Source organism: Variovorax sp. YR566, assembly GCF_051992195.1.
Taxonomy (GTDB): Bacteria; Pseudomonadota; Gammaproteobacteria; order Burkholderiales; family Burkholderiaceae_C; genus Variovorax.
Genome location: NZ_CP197092.1, coordinates 2,144,401 through 2,157,577, shown reverse-complemented (window position 1 = coordinate 2,157,577; position 13,177 = coordinate 2,144,401). Strand labels below are relative to the sequence as shown.

The window sequence follows — 13,177 nt, the reverse complement described above, 5'->3', positions numbered from 1 at the left end:
GCCTCGAAGAATGACAAAGCCCACTGAAATAGGAATTTCGTCACATAGCAGTTAATTAATTGCCAATCCCAGAAAGCGATCTCCAATCGCCGCGGATGGCAATTAACATTCTTGAAACAATTAAATGAGGTCCGCCATTCAGCTGCGCATCGGCATCACCATCGGCCTCCACCACGAGGCCGAAACCCTCTGGAACAACGGCATCAAGCAGAACGCCGTGTTCCTGGCGGAAGCACTGAAGCACTGCCCGGATGTGGCGTCGGTGGTACTGGTCAACACCACGGCGACCCCGATTACCCCGGCCCTGCCCTGGGACCAGACACGCTGGCCTACCGTGACCTTCGAGGCGGCCAAGGACAACGTGGACGTGCTGATCGAGCTCGGCGGCCAGATCAACCCGGCGCAGACCGACTACCTGAAGCAGCGTGGCGCGCGGCTGGTGTCCTACTGCTGCGGCTTCGAATACGTGCACGCCATGGAGTCGATGCTGTTCAACAAGCCGCTCTGGGGGCAGAACCTGTTCGTGAACCAGCGCTACGACGACATCTGGATGGTTCCGCAGGTGGCGAACATCAGCCAGCCGTACTTCGAGGTGCTGCGCCGGGCCGAGGCGCGCCCCGTGCCTTTCGTGTGGAGCCCGGTATTCCTGGACGAACGCACGCGATCCCTGCCCGACGCCGGCGTCTACCAGCCGCACGCCGGGCCGCGCCGCCTCAGCGTGATGGAGCCGAACATCAACGTGGTGAAGTTCTGCCTCTACCCGGTACTGATCGCCGAGCTGGCCTACCGCGCCCGGCCCGAAGCCATCGCGCTGCTGCAGGTCACCAATGCCGAACGGCTGGCCAGGGAGAACATGGAGTTCATCACGCTGATGAACCAACTCGACCTGGTCCGAGAGCACAAGGCGGTCTTCCTGGGCCGACATGAAACGCCCGTGTTCCTCGCGCAGAACACCGACATCGTGGTTTCGCACCAGTGGGAGAACCCGCTCAACTATTTCTACCTGGAAACCTGCTGGCAGGGCTATCCGCTGGTGCACAACGCGCACCTGTGCGCGGACCTCGGCTACTACTACCAGGGCAACGACGTGGCCGGCGGCAGCGCCCGGGTGCTCGAAGCCATCGACACGCATGATGCGCAGGCAACCGCCTATCGCGAGCGCCAGCGCAGCCTGATCGACCGCTACCTCCCCGGCAACGCCGCGGCCACCGAGGTCTACAACAACCTGCTGCTCGGCCTGATGCAGCGCCCCGCCCGATAGACAGGCACACGGAGCCCGAAATGCTTGACCCGTCCGAACTCCGGCAGTTCTTTCCCGTGGTCGTGACACCGAGCCACGACGGCAAGTTCTTCCAGAACTACGTCGCCTCGATGCTGAACTTCACTGTCCAGGCCGAGCGCGCCGGCATGCGCATGCAGGTGCTGATGCACCAGGGCGAGAGCCTGGTGACGCGTGCGCGGAACAACTGCGTGGCCCAGTTCCTCGCCAATCCGCAATGGACCCACCTGTTCTGGATCGACGCCGACATCGGCTTCTCGGCGCAGGCGGCCTTCCGGTTGCTGCTGTCGGGCTACGACATCGCGGCCGGCGTCTATCCGCTCAAGCGGGAGAACTGGCCCGACGACGGCGTGGCCGCGGGCACGACACAGCAGCAGTTCGAGGCCACCTTCACCCGCTACACGGTCAACGCCAAGGCCTCGGAGACCACTTCGCAGGTCGAACTCAAGATCCAGCCCGACGGCTTCATGGAGATGACCGAGGCACCGACCGGATTCATGGTGATCAAGCGCGCCGTGTTCGAGCGGCTCATGGCGAGCTACCCCGACCTCGCCTACGTGCCCGACAGCATCGGCGAGGCCGACCTGGGCCTGCACTACCGCTTCTTCGACGTGATGGTCGACCCGCAGACGCGCCGCTATCTCTCGGAGGACTACGGCTTCTGCCGCCTGTGGTCGGGGCTGGGCGAGTCGATCTACATCGACGCCAATTCCAACCTGACACACCAGGGCGCCAAGCTGTACCGCGGCGACTTCGCCAACTCGCTGCTGACCTCCCTGCCCCATGCGGTGGGCGGCCCGGTCGGAGCAAAGATGGTGCTCACGGGCCAGGAGTACCTGCAGCCCAACGCGCCCTCGCTCTGAGCTGAACGAAGGCACATCGCCCACAAAAAAGCCCCGCCGAAGCGGGGCTTTCTGGTTGGAGCGATCCGAAGAAGATCAGGCCGCGACCGTGTCCGCCACGCCCTTGTAGTCTTCGATCTTGTCGAAGTTCAGGTACTGGTAGATCTGCGCGCTGGACGCGTCAAGCACGCCGGTGGCGGCCATGTACTCCTCACGGGTCGGGATGCGACCCAGGCGCGAGCAGATGGCGGCCAGTTCGGCCGAGCCGAGGTACACGTTGGTGTTCTTGCCCAGGCGGTTGGGGAAGTTGCGCGTGCTGGTCGACATCACCGTCGCGCCTTCGCGCACCTGTGCCTGGTTGCCCATGCACAGCGAGCAGCCCGGCATTTCAGTGCGGGCACCGGCATTGCCGAACACGCCGTAGTGGCCTTCCTCGGTGAGCTGCTGCGCGTCCATCTTGGTGGGCGGAGCGATCCACAGCTTGACCGGGATGTCGCGCTTGCCTTCGAGCAGCTTCGACGCGGCGCGGAAGTGGCCGATGTTGGTCATGCACGAGCCGATGAACACTTCGTCGATCACGGCGCCTGCCACGTCGCTGAGCGTCTTCACGTCATCGGGGTCGTTCGGGCAGGCCACGATGGGTTCGTGGATCTCGGCCAGGTCGATCTCGATCACGGCGGCGTAATCAGCGTCGGCATCGCCCTTGAGCAGTTGCGGGTCCGCAAGCCAGGCTTCCTGCGCGGCGATGCGGCGTTGCAGCGTGCGGGCATCGGCGTAGCCTTCGGCAATCATCCACTTCATCAGCGTGATGTTGCTGTTGATGTACTCGATGATCGGCTCCTTGTTCAGGTGCACCGTGCAGCCGGCGGCCGAGCGTTCGGCCGAGGCGTCGCTCAGCTCGAAGGCTTGCTCCACCTTCAGGTCGGGCAGGCCTTCGATTTCGAGGATGCGGCCCGAGAAGATGTTCTTCTTGCCCTTCTTCTCGACCGTCAGCAGGCCGGACTTGATGGCGTACAGCGGAATTGCGTTGACCAGGTCACGCAGCGTCACGCCGGGTTGCATCTTGCCCTTGAAGCGCACGAGCACCGATTCGGGCATGTCCAGCGGCATCACGCCGGTGGCGGCCGCGAAGGCCACGAGGCCCGAGCCCGCCGGGAAGCTGATGCCGATGGGGAAGCGGGTGTGGCTGTCGCCGCCCGTGCCCACGGTGTCGGGCGTCAGCAGGCGGTTGAGCCACGAGTGGATCACGCCGTCGCCGGGGCGCAGCGACACGCCGCCGCGGTTGGCCATGAACTCGGGCAGTTCGTGGTGCATCTTGACGTCGACCTTCTTGGGGTACGCCGCCGTGTGGCAGAACGACTGCATCACGAGGTCGGCCGAGAAGCCCAGGCAAGCCAGGTCCTTCAGCTCGTCGCGCGTCATCGGGCCGGTGGTGTCTTGCGAGCCGACCGAGGTCATCTTGGGTTCGCAGTACGTGCCCGGGCGAACGCCCTGGCCTTCGGGCAGGCCGCAGGCGCGGCCGACCATCTTCTGTGCCAGCGAGAAGCCCTTCTTGGTGTCGACGGGGCTTTGCGGCAGGCGGAACAGCGTCGAGACCGGCAGGCCCAGCGCCTCGCGCGCCTTGGCCGTCAGGCCGCGGCCGATGATCAGCGGAATGCGGCCACCGGCGCGCACTTCGTCGAACAGCACGTCGCTCTTGACCTGGAACTCGGCGATGACCTTGCCGTCCTTCAGCGCCTTGCCTTCATAGGGACGCAGCTCGACCACGTCGCCCATGTTCATTTGCGCCACGTCGAGTTCGATCGGCAGCGCGCCCGAGTCTTCCATGGTGTTGTAGAAGATGGGAGCGATCTTGCCGCCGAGGCAGACGCCGCCGAAGCGCTTGTTCGGCACGAAGGGAATGTCTTCGCCGGTGAACCAGAGCACCGAGTTGGTGGCGCTCTTGCGCGAAGAGCCGGTGCCGACCACGTCGCCGGCATAGGCCACGAGGTGGCCGCGCGCGCGCAGGTCTTCGATGAACTTCACCGGGCCGCGCTTGCCGTCTTCTTCGGGAACGATGCCCGGGCGCGCGTTCTTGTGCATCGCCAGGGCGTGCATCGGAATGTCGGGACGGGTCGTCGCGTCGGGTGCGGGCGACAGGTCGTCGGTGTTGATTTCGCCGGCCACCTTGAAGATGCTGACGGTGATGCTCTCGGGCACTTCGGGACGGCTGGTGAACCACTCGGCATCGGCCCAGCTTTGCAGCACGCCCTTGGCGTTGGCGTTGCCCTTGTCGGCCTTTTCCTTGACGTCGTGGAACTGGTCGAACATCAACAGGGTTTTCTTCAAGCCTTCTGCTGCCACAGCGCCGACTTCGGCGTCGTCGAGCAGGTCGATCATGGGGCTGATGTTGTAGCCGCCGAGCATGGTGCCGAGCAGTTCGGTCGCGCGGGCACGCGAAATGAACTCGCTCTTCTCGGTGCCGTGGGCCACGGCCGCGAGGTAGCTCGCCTTGACCTTGGCGGCGTCGTCGACGCCGGCAGGCACGCGATAGGTGAGCAGGTCGAGCAGGAAGGCGCCGTCCTTGGCGTTCGCGCTCTTGAGGAGCTCGATCGCTTCAGAGGTCTGCTTCGCGCTCAAGGGCAGCGGCGGGATACCGAGCGCGGCGCGTTCGGCAACATGGTCAACGTAGGCTTGCAACATCTTCTTTTCTCCGGAAACTGAGCTGGCGGGCGTGCAGTACGGCAAGCAAGAGCCGCGCCGCACGCCGTTTCGTTACTTACTTCTTTTCGCCGTCGGCGCCTTCGAACAGGGCCTTCGGCGGGTTCTTCTTCATTTCTGCGGCAAATGCGACCTGGGCGTCGGTCTGGCATTCATCGGCAATGCGCAGGCCGGCCTTCTGGTTCATCAGCATCGACTTGTTGCCGAGCTGGAGCCACATGGCGCCGGCACGCGGGTCTTCGAGGCGGATGGCACCGGTGCGGCTTTCGACCGGGTGCATGCGGTACTTCAGGCCCTTGGTGGTCACGGTGAAGAAGCCGGGCTTCTTCTCGTCGGGCGTGACGGTCACGTCGGCGCCGAGTTCGCACTGGGCGCGGCCGATCGACACGCGCTGGGCGACAGCCAGGTCGGCATCGGTGAGCACGACGTTGGTGTCGTCGGCGATCGGCGTGACTTCCTCGACAGCCTTGGCCGCCTTGCGGGTGACCTGGCGCTTGGGAGGTGTCTTCTTGGCTTCGGCCTTTGCCGCAGGCTTGGCCGCGGGCTTGGCGTCCTGCGCGACTGCTGCAAGCGGCAGGGCCAGGGCGACGGCGGCGATCAGGGCAATTTTCTTCATGTGTGGGTTTCCTTGAGGCTGGATTCAGAGAGTTTCAGGAGGCCGCGAGCGCAAACCAGGCTTTCGCCTCGGGGGGCAACGCGCGCCCTGTTGCGTGGGCGCGCGTCAAGACCTGCCAAAAGTGGCGGTAGCTCGCGCGGTCGTGCAATGTGCCATCAATTTGTGTCGGAGCCCAATCAGCAAGCGCCGCTTTTGCAATGATTTGTGTGGCAACCTGAATCTGCGCCTCGTCGGGCGCAAAGGCCTCGAGGATGGGGCGGATCTGGTTCGGGTGGATGCTCCACATGCGTGTGTAGCCGAATTCGGTGGCCGCCTTGCGGGCCGCCGTGCGCATGGCATCGGTGTTGCTGAACTCGGTGACCACGCAGTGCGAAGGCACCTTGCCGTAGGCATGCGCGGCCGATGCGATGGCCAGCTTGGCGCGCACCACCAGCGGGTGGCTGAACTGCCCTGCCGCACCCATGCCATCGGCAGGGATCGCGCCGGCGTGGGCCGAGACGAAATCCATCAGGCCGAAGCTCAGCGACTGCACGCGCGGATGGGCGGCAATCTCGAAGGCGTTGTGCACGGCGAGCGGCGACTCGATCAGCACGTGCAGCGGCAATGCATCGGCATCGGCCGCTTCGAGCGCCGCGACAGCCTGCAACACATCGGCCACCGATTCGACCTTCGGCACCATCAAATGGCTCAGGCGCTGGGCGGCACGGCCGGCAATGGTGATCACGTCGCCGGCAAAGGCGGGATGGTCGACGGGGTGCACGCGCACGCCGACGCGCATGCCGGGTTTGGCGGCCAACGCTAGTTCGGTGACTAGCGCGGCATGCTCGGCTTCGCCGCCCACCGGGGCGCCGTCTTCGCAATCGAGGGTAACGTCGAACACGCAGGCGCCGAACTCCTCGGCCATTTCGGCCTGGAGCGCGAGGCTCTTCTTCATGCGCGCCTCGACGCCGCTGTAGTGGTCGCACACGGGCAACGTCACAGCGCCGGCTTGCGCGCCGAGCAGTACTTCAGCGGGATGCGCGGTCTTCGTCATGCCTTTTTCTGGGCCACGATGAACATGCGCGGGAAGGCGAGCAGCCGCTTGCCGTCGGTGCGCGCCGGATAGGCTTCGTTCACTCGACGCTCGTACTCGGCGAGGTAGCTCGCCTGCAGGTCCGGCGGCAGTCGGTCGACGAAAGGCTTCAGCCCCGTGCCGCGCACCCATTCGACGATGGATGCGGCATCGGCCATGCGGTGCTGGTAGATCGTGTGCCAGACATCGACGTGAACCGCACGCGGCGCCAGCAGGTCGTAGTAGCCACCGAGGTCGAGCAGCAGGGTGCGCAGCTTGTCGGCGTCGCCGATGCGTTCGGCCCACGGTGCTTCAGCGGCCAACGCACGCATCAGGCGATGCGTGGGCTCCTGGCGGTTGTCGGGCATCTGGATGGCGAGCACGCCACCCGGGGCCAGCGCGTCGAACAGGCGCGGGATCAGCTTTTCGTGATCGGGCACCCACTGCAGGGACGCGTTGGCATAAATGAGGTCAGGAGCTTCTTCCTGGGATTGCGGCGCCCAGGTCGCAATGTCGCTCAACTCGAAGCGCGCCTGCGGCAGGCGCTCGCGCGCGCTGACAAGCATGGCTTCGGAGTTGTCGGTTCCGAGGACTTGCGCCTTCGGAAACCGGTTGACCAGCAGCTCGGTGGAGTTGCCCGGTCCGCACCCGAGGTCGACCACGCGGGCGGCCTCGGTCAGTGGCACCCGCGCCAGGAGCTCCTGTGCGGGTCGGGTGCGCTCGTCCTCGTAGCGACGGTAGAGCGCGGGGTTCCAGTCGAGCATGCTGGCTGGTCGTGCTTTAGAGCAGGTGAGCGACGCCGGCGCGTTCGCCTTCCAGTTCTTCCAGGGTCTTGTTGATGCGTTCCTGGCTGAATGCATCGATCTCGAGGCCTTCGACCAGCTTGTATTCACCGTTTTCGCAGGTGACCGGGAAGCCGAACATCACGTCCTTCGGAATGCCGTACTGGCCGTCCGACGGAATGCCCATGGTGACCCACTTGCCGTTGGTGCCCAGGGCCCAGTCGCGCATGTGGTCGATGGCGGCGTTGGCAGCCGAGGCAGCCGACGACAGGCCGCGTGCTTCGATGATGGCAGCGCCGCGCTTGCCGACGGTCGGCAGGAAGGTGTTGGCGTTCCATTCCTGGTCGTTGATCATCTTGGCGACGCTTTCGCCGTTGATGGTGGCGAAGCGGTAGTCGGCGTACATCGTGGGCGAGTGATTGCCCCAGACGGTGAGCTTCTCGATGTCGGCCACGGCCTTGCCGGTCTTGGCGGCGATCTGGCTGGCGGCGCGGTTGTGGTCCAGGCGCAGCATGGCGGTGAAGTTCTTGCGCGGCAGGTCGGGGGCGCTCTTCATGGCGATGTAGGCGTTGGTGTTGGCCGGGTTGCCGACCACCAGCACCTTGACGTTGCGGCTGGCGACGGCATTGAGGGCCTTGCCTTGCGCGGTGAAGATGGCGCCGTTGACGGCCAGCAGTTCGGCACGTTCCATGCCGGGGCCGCGGGGACGCGAACCGACGAGCAGTGCGTAGTCGGCGTCCTTGAAGGCGGTCATCGGGTCGCCGTGGGCTTCCATGCCGGCCAGCAGCGGGAAGGCGCAGTCGTCGAGTTCCATCATCACGCCCTTGAGCGCCTTCTGGGCCTTCTCGTCGGGGATTTCGAGCAGCTGCAGGATGACCGGCTGGTCTTTGCCGAGCATTTCACCGGAGGCGATACGGAACAACAGGGCGTAACCGATTTGACCGGCGGCACCGGTGACGGCAACGCGGACGGGCTTTTTGCTCATGGGAAGACTCCAGAAGGTAATGAAACGGTGTCGGCGCTCTCGTGGGGCGCCAGGGTTCTGCGGGCTGGGAATACTTCCCGCAGCGCGAGACCGGCCGCATTTTAAGCCGATTCAATGAGCCTCGTCTTATGTCTTATATAAGATATCCTCCAGGGGTCCGCCAAGGCGCACCCCACCGCTGCCATGAACACGCCCACCACATTCGACGAGCCCGCGACGCCGTCCTTCAGTCCGCTCTACCAGCAGATCAAGACATTGATCCTGCAGAGCCTGCAGGCGGGCGAGTGGAAGCCTGGCGAGCCCATCCCGAGCGAGATGGACCTGGCCGTGCGCTATCGGGTGAGCCAAGGCACGGTGCGCAAGGCCATCGACGAACTCTCTGCCGAAAACCTCGTGGTGCGCCGCCAGGGCAAGGGCACCTTCGTCGCCACTCATGCCGAGCAGCATGTGCAGTACCGCTTCCTCAAGCTCGTGCCCGATGCGGGCGACCCGAACACCGAGGGCCCGGCGGTGCGCACCATCGTCGACTGCAAGCGCCAGCGCGCATCGGCCGACGTGGCGCGCGCGCTCGGCCTGCGTACGGGCGACGCGGTGCTGCAGGTGCGGCGCGTGCTCGCCTATGGCGGCGTGCCCACCATCCTCGAAGACCTCTGGCTGCCCGGCGCGCCCTTCAAGGGGCTCACCGCCGAGCGGCTGCGCGCATGGCCCGGCCCGATGTACGCATTGTTCGAAACCGAGTTCGGCGTGCGTATGGTGCGCGCAGAAGAAAAAATCCGCGCCGTGCTGCCCGATGCCGAACAGGCCGCGCTGCTCGAGGTGACGCTGCAGATGCCCCTGTTGAGCGTGGAACGCGTGGCGCACACCTACCATGACATGCCGATGGAGTTGCGTCGCGGGCTCTATCGCACCGACACGCACCACTACAGGAACCAGCTGGGCTGATCCCGATGCAGACGAAGGCCGAATACCGCCGCGCCGATGTGCGCATACAAGCTGCGCATTGCGCTACGAAGTCAATAGCATCCGACTGCAACGGTGCGCCGACTCGTGCATGTCCGCTGCGCGATGGTGCATTGCAATAGAATTTTGCGTTGTTTGCATTTCCGCAGAAGAAACAAAAGCGTTCGCTCTCAGAACAAGCCAACAAGTCACAAAAGCCACGAAAGCACTTCCCCCAATGACAGAGCTTGCAACTCCCCCCCGGCCTCCGCGTCGCGAATTCCGCAACATCAATGCCTTCACCGACCTCACGACCTACCGGCTGCCGCCGGCCGGCATCGTGTCGATCCTGCATCGCGTCAGCGGCGTGCTGATGTTCCTGCTGCTGCCGTTCATCATCTGGATGTTCGACACCTCGCTGTCTTCCGACTATTCGTTCGCCAAGTTCAAGGCCGCCTTCAACAGCGGCCTTGGTTTCGTTCCGGGGTGGTTCTTCAAGCTGGTCGCGCTCGCGCTCATCTGGGCCTACCTGCACCACTTCATCGCCGGCCTGCGCCATCTCTGGATGGACGTGAGCCACGCTGCCGTGACCAAGGAATTCGGCCATACCTCGGCTGTCGTCACGCTGGCACTGAGCATCCTGCTCACCGTGGTGCTCGGCGCCAAGCTGTTCGGCCTGTACTGAGAAGGAGCCAACCATGTCTGTGAATTACGGCTCCAAGCGCATCGTCGTCGGCGCGCACTACGGTCTGCGCGACTGGCTCAGCCAGCGCATTACGGGCGGCCTGATGGCGCTCTTCACGATCGTGCTGCTCGCGCAACTGATCTTCACCCGCGGCCCCATCGGCTACGACCTCTGGGCCGGCATCTTCGCCGCGCAGTGGATGAAGGTGCTCACGTTCTCCGTGATCGTCGCCCTGCTCTACCACGTGTGGGTCGGCATGCGCGACGTCTGGATGGACTACGTCCAGCCCGTCGGCATCCGTCTCGTGCTGCAAATTTTCACCATCGTCTGGCTTGTCGGTTGTGCGGGTTGGGCCATTCAAGTGCTTTGGAAGATCTGACCCCACCATGACCTACACAAAAGAAAAAATCACCAAGCGCAAGTTCGACGTCGTGATCGTCGGTGCCGGCGGCTCCGGCATGCGCGCCTCGCTGCAACTCGCCCGTGCCGGCCTCAACGTGGCCGTGCTCTCCAAGGTGTTCCCGACCCGTTCGCACACCGTCGCCGCTCAAGGCGGCGTGGGCGCATCGCTCGGCAACATGAGCGAAGACAACTGGCACTACCACTTCTACGACACGATCAAGGGCTCCGACTGGCTCGGCGACCAGGACGCGATCGAGTTCATGTGCCGTGAAGCCCCGAAGGTCGTGTACGAGCTCGAACACTTCGGCATGCCCTTCGACCGCAATCCCGACGGCACGATCTACCAGCGCCCGTTCGGCGGCCACACGGCCAACTACGGCGAGAAGCCCGTGCAGCGCGCCTGCGCCGCGGCCGACCGTACCGGCCACGCGATGCTGCACACGCTCTATCAGAAGAACGTCGAAGCCCGCACCCAGTTCTTCGTCGAATGGATGGCACTCGACCTCATCCGTGACGACGAAGGCGACGTGGTCGGCGTGACCGCGCTCGAAATGGAAACCGGCGACCTGCACATCCTGCAGGCCAAGACCGTGCTGCTGGCCACCGGCGGCGCAGGCCGCATCTTCCAGGCCTCGACCAACGCCTTCATCAACACCGGCGACGGCCTCGGCATGGCGGCCCGCTCAGGCATTCCGCTGCAGGACATGGAGTTCTGGCAGTTCCACCCGACCGGCGTGGCCGGCGCAGGCGTGCTGCTGACCGAAGGCTGCCGCGGCGAAGGCGCGATCCTGCTGAACAGCAACGGCGAACGCTTCATGGAGCGCTATGCGCCCACCCTGAAAGACCTGGCGCCGCGCGACTTCGTGTCGCGCTCGATGGACCAGGAAATCAAGGAAGGCCGAGGCTGCGGTCCCAACAAGGACTACGTGCTGCTCAAGCTCGACCACCTGGGCGCCGAAACCATCCACAAGCGCCTGCCCTCGGTGTACGAAATCGGCGTCAACTTCGCCAACGTCGACATCACGAAGGAACCGATTCCGGTCGTGCCCACCATCCACTACCAGATGGGCGGCATCCCGACCAACATCCACGGCCAGGTCGTCATCCAGAAGGGTGAAGAGAACAGCGCAGTGGTGAACGGCCTCTACGCCGTGGGCGAATGCTCCTGCGTGAGCGTGCACGGCGCCAACCGCCTGGGCACGAACTCGCTGCTCGACCTGCTGGTGTTCGGCCGCGCGGCCGGCAACCACATCGTCGAGTTCAACGACAAGCTCAAGGAACACAAGCCCCTGCCCAACGATGCGGCCGACCGCACGCTGGAGCGCCTGAACCGCCTCGAGTCGACCACCACCGGCGAATACGCCCAGGACGTGGCCGGCGAGATCCGCGCCGTCATGCAGCAACACGCGGCAGTGTTCCGCAAGCAGGCTTCGATGGACGAAGGCGTGACCAAGATCGCCGCCGTGCGCGAGCGCGTCAAGGCCATCGGCCTGAAGGACAAGTCGAAGGTGTTCAACACCGCCCGCATCGAAGCGCTGGAAGTCGACAACCTGATCGAAGTGGCGCAGGCCACCATGGTCTCGGCCGCCGCCCGCAAGGAATGCCGCGGCGCCCACACGGTCGAAGACTACGAACGCCCGGCGGACGACCCTGTCGCACCGCTCGGCCGCGACGACGTCAACTGGATGAAGCACACGCTCTGGTACAGCCAGGACAACCGCCTCTCGTACAAGCCGGTCAAGCTGCAGCCGCTCACCGTGGCCTCGGTTCCACCCAAGGTCCGCACGTTCTAAGAGAACGGCTCACAGTCAGCTCATACAAAGCATTCACAAGGTCACTACGATGAAGCGCACATTCCAGATTTACCGCTACGACCCGGACAAGGACGCCAAGCCCTACATGCAGACGGTCGAGATCGAACTCGACGGCCACGAGCGCATGCTGCTCGACGCCCTCATGAAGCTCAAGGCGCAAGACCCGACGCTGTCGTTCCGCCGCTCGTGCCGCGAAGGCGTCTGCGGCTCCGACGCGATGAACATCAACGGCAAGAACGGTCTGGCCTGCCTGACCAACATGAACACGCTCAAGGGCACCGTCGTGCTCAAGCCGCTGCCGGGCCTGCCCGTCATCCGCGACCTGATCGTGGACATGACGCAGTTCTTCAAGCAGTACAACTCGATCAAGCCGTACCTGCAGAACGACACCGTGCCGCCCGAAAAGGAACGCCTGCAGTCGCCCGAAGAACGCGAAGAGCTCAACGGCCTGTACGAGTGCATCCTGTGCGCGAGCTGCTCCACGAGCTGCCCGAGCTTCTGGTGGAACCCCGACAAGTTCGTGGGCCCCGCCGGCCTGCTGCAGGCCTACCGCTTCATCGCCGACAGCCGCGACGAAGCCACCGCCGAGCGCCTGGACAACCTGGAAGACCCGTACCGCCTGTTCCGCTGCCACACGATCATGAACTGCGTGGACGTGTGCCCGAAGAGCCTGAACCCGACCAAGGCCATCGGCAAGATCAAGGAATTGATGGTGCGCCGCGCCATCTGACCCTGATCCATTTGTTCGAGAAGCCACCATGCAACCCGCCGCCGACTCCGCCGACCTGCTCAGTGAACGTGCGCTGAGCAAGCTCAAATGGCGCTGCCGGCGCGGACTGCTCGAGAACGACCTGTTCATCGCCCGCTTCTTCGAGCGGCACGAATTCCGCATGACCGTGGGTCAAGCGGGAGCGATGGAGACACTGATGGACCTGTCGGACAACGACCTCCTTGACCTCCTTCTGCGCAGGAAGGAGCCCGAGCCCGCATGGGCCGGGGCCGAGGTGGTCGCATTGCTGCAGCTGATGCGTACCGACGGCGCGCAGCGTCCCGCAATCTCTCCTTCGTCCTGAATCCACCTC

The 13,177-nt window shown here is 64.6% G+C and carries 13 protein-coding genes; 8 read left to right on the top strand and 5 right to left on the bottom strand.

The genetic code is table 11. The features are described 5' to 3' along the window. Positions 1–124: 124 nt before the first annotated feature. Both ACTG4X_RS09965 and ACTG4X_RS09960 read left to right on the top strand, forming a co-directional pair. The gene (locus ACTG4X_RS09965) at positions 125–1,261 is read left to right on the top strand and encodes a DUF2827 domain-containing protein (RefSeq protein WP_440533703.1); all 1,137 of its coding nucleotides are present in this window, start codon (positions 125–127) and stop codon (positions 1,259–1,261) included. A 20-nt stretch (positions 1,262–1,281) separates the two neighbouring features. Further along, positions 1,282–2,142 (top strand): hypothetical protein, encoded by an 861-nt coding sequence (locus ACTG4X_RS09960; protein ID WP_426391828.1) that lies wholly within the window; start codon positions 1,282–1,284, stop codon positions 2,140–2,142. A gap of 75 nt (positions 2,143–2,217) precedes the next feature. Here the strand turns inward: ACTG4X_RS09960 and ACTG4X_RS09955 are convergent, their stop codons facing one another. The 5 genes from ACTG4X_RS09955 to ACTG4X_RS09935 all read right to left on the bottom strand — a co-directional run bounded on the left by ACTG4X_RS09955 (position 2,218) and on the right by ACTG4X_RS09935 (position 8,255). Continuing rightward, complete coding sequence (locus tag ACTG4X_RS09955) at positions 2,218–4,803, bottom strand: bifunctional aconitate hydratase 2/2-methylisocitrate dehydratase (RefSeq protein ID WP_093049553.1); 2,586 nt, start codon at positions 4,801–4,803, stop codon at positions 2,218–2,220. A gap of 76 nt (positions 4,804–4,879) precedes the next feature. Beyond that, entirely contained in the window at positions 4,880–5,437 is a 558-nt protein-coding gene (locus ACTG4X_RS09950; protein ID WP_093049550.1) for a hypothetical protein, read from the bottom strand. 34 nt (positions 5,438–5,471) lie between these two features. Then, positions 5,472–6,470 carry an HpcH/HpaI aldolase/citrate lyase family protein gene (locus ACTG4X_RS09945; protein WP_440533702.1) on the bottom strand — a complete coding sequence of 333 codons (999 nt, stop codon included), beginning with the start codon at positions 6,468–6,470 and terminating at the stop codon, positions 5,472–5,474. Continuing rightward, entirely contained in the window at positions 6,467–7,252 is a 786-nt protein-coding gene (tam, locus tag ACTG4X_RS09940; RefSeq protein ID WP_440533701.1) for a trans-aconitate 2-methyltransferase, read from the bottom strand. The genes ACTG4X_RS09945 and tam overlap by 4 nt, the downstream gene beginning before the upstream one ends. A 16-nt stretch (positions 7,253–7,268) precedes the next feature. Beyond that, positions 7,269–8,255, bottom strand: coding sequence for a malate dehydrogenase (locus tag ACTG4X_RS09935; RefSeq protein WP_042578072.1), 987 nt, complete (start codon positions 8,253–8,255; stop codon positions 7,269–7,271). Between the two features lie 183 nt (positions 8,256–8,438). Here ACTG4X_RS09935 and ACTG4X_RS09930 point away from each other — a divergent pair, with 183 nt between their 5' ends. From ACTG4X_RS09930 to ACTG4X_RS09905, 6 genes are all read left to right on the top strand, one after another. Beyond that, positions 8,439–9,197, top strand: coding sequence for a GntR family transcriptional regulator (locus ACTG4X_RS09930; RefSeq protein ID WP_307613607.1), 759 nt, complete (start codon positions 8,439–8,441; stop codon positions 9,195–9,197). Between the two features lie 235 nt (positions 9,198–9,432). After that, positions 9,433–9,879 carry a succinate dehydrogenase, cytochrome b556 subunit gene (gene sdhC / locus ACTG4X_RS09925; RefSeq protein WP_093049538.1) on the top strand — a complete coding sequence of 149 codons (447 nt, stop codon included), beginning with the start codon at positions 9,433–9,435 and terminating at the stop codon, positions 9,877–9,879. Between the two features lie 13 nt (positions 9,880–9,892). Then, complete coding sequence (sdhD, locus tag ACTG4X_RS09920) at positions 9,893–10,258, top strand: succinate dehydrogenase, hydrophobic membrane anchor protein (protein WP_093049535.1); 366 nt, start codon at positions 9,893–9,895, stop codon at positions 10,256–10,258. A gap of 7 nt (positions 10,259–10,265) precedes the next feature. Beyond that, positions 10,266–12,074 (top strand): succinate dehydrogenase flavoprotein subunit, encoded by a 1,809-nt coding sequence (gene sdhA, locus ACTG4X_RS09915; protein ID WP_093049532.1) that lies wholly within the window; start codon positions 10,266–10,268, stop codon positions 12,072–12,074. Between the two features lie 49 nt (positions 12,075–12,123). Then, positions 12,124–12,825 carry a succinate dehydrogenase iron-sulfur subunit gene (locus ACTG4X_RS09910; RefSeq protein WP_093049529.1) on the top strand — a complete coding sequence of 234 codons (702 nt, stop codon included), beginning with the start codon at positions 12,124–12,126 and terminating at the stop codon, positions 12,823–12,825. A gap of 28 nt (positions 12,826–12,853) precedes the next feature. After that, a complete protein-coding gene (locus ACTG4X_RS09905; RefSeq protein ID WP_093049525.1) occupies positions 12,854–13,168 on the top strand; it encodes an FAD assembly factor SdhE in 315 nt (104 codons plus the stop codon). The last annotated feature ends 9 nt before the right edge of the window (positions 13,169–13,177 follow it).

Excerpts from the sequence above, each read along its gene's own strand:
- sdhD (WP_093049535.1), top strand. The coding sequence starts at position 9,893 with ATGTCTGTGAATTACGGCTCCAAGCGCATCGTCGTCGGCGCGCACTAC.
- ACTG4X_RS09935 (WP_042578072.1), bottom strand. The coding sequence starts at position 8,255 with ATGAGCAAAAAGCCCGTCCGCGTTGCCGTCACCGGTGCCGCCGGTCAA.
- sdhA (WP_093049532.1), top strand. The coding sequence starts at position 10,266 with ATGACCTACACAAAAGAAAAAATCACCAAGCGCAAGTTCGACGTCGTG.
- ACTG4X_RS09945 (WP_440533702.1), bottom strand. The coding sequence starts at position 6,470 with ATGACGAAGACCGCGCATCCCGCTGAAGTACTGCTCGGCGCGCAAGCC.
- ACTG4X_RS09965 (WP_440533703.1), top strand. The coding sequence starts at position 125 with ATGAGGTCCGCCATTCAGCTGCGCATCGGCATCACCATCGGCCTCCAC.
- ACTG4X_RS09950 (WP_093049550.1), bottom strand. The coding sequence starts at position 5,437 with ATGAAGAAAATTGCCCTGATCGCCGCCGTCGCCCTGGCCCTGCCGCTT.
- ACTG4X_RS09955 (WP_093049553.1), bottom strand. The coding sequence starts at position 4,803 with ATGTTGCAAGCCTACGTTGACCATGTTGCCGAACGCGCCGCGCTCGGT.
- ACTG4X_RS09960 (WP_426391828.1), top strand. The coding sequence starts at position 1,282 with ATGCTTGACCCGTCCGAACTCCGGCAGTTCTTTCCCGTGGTCGTGACA.
- ACTG4X_RS09905 (WP_093049525.1), top strand. The coding sequence starts at position 12,854 with ATGCAACCCGCCGCCGACTCCGCCGACCTGCTCAGTGAACGTGCGCTG.
- tam (WP_440533701.1), bottom strand. The coding sequence starts at position 7,252 with ATGCTCGACTGGAACCCCGCGCTCTACCGTCGCTACGAGGACGAGCGC.
- sdhC (WP_093049538.1), top strand. The coding sequence starts at position 9,433 with ATGACAGAGCTTGCAACTCCCCCCCGGCCTCCGCGTCGCGAATTCCGC.
- ACTG4X_RS09930 (WP_307613607.1), top strand. The coding sequence starts at position 8,439 with ATGAACACGCCCACCACATTCGACGAGCCCGCGACGCCGTCCTTCAGT.
- ACTG4X_RS09910 (WP_093049529.1), top strand. The coding sequence starts at position 12,124 with ATGAAGCGCACATTCCAGATTTACCGCTACGACCCGGACAAGGACGCC.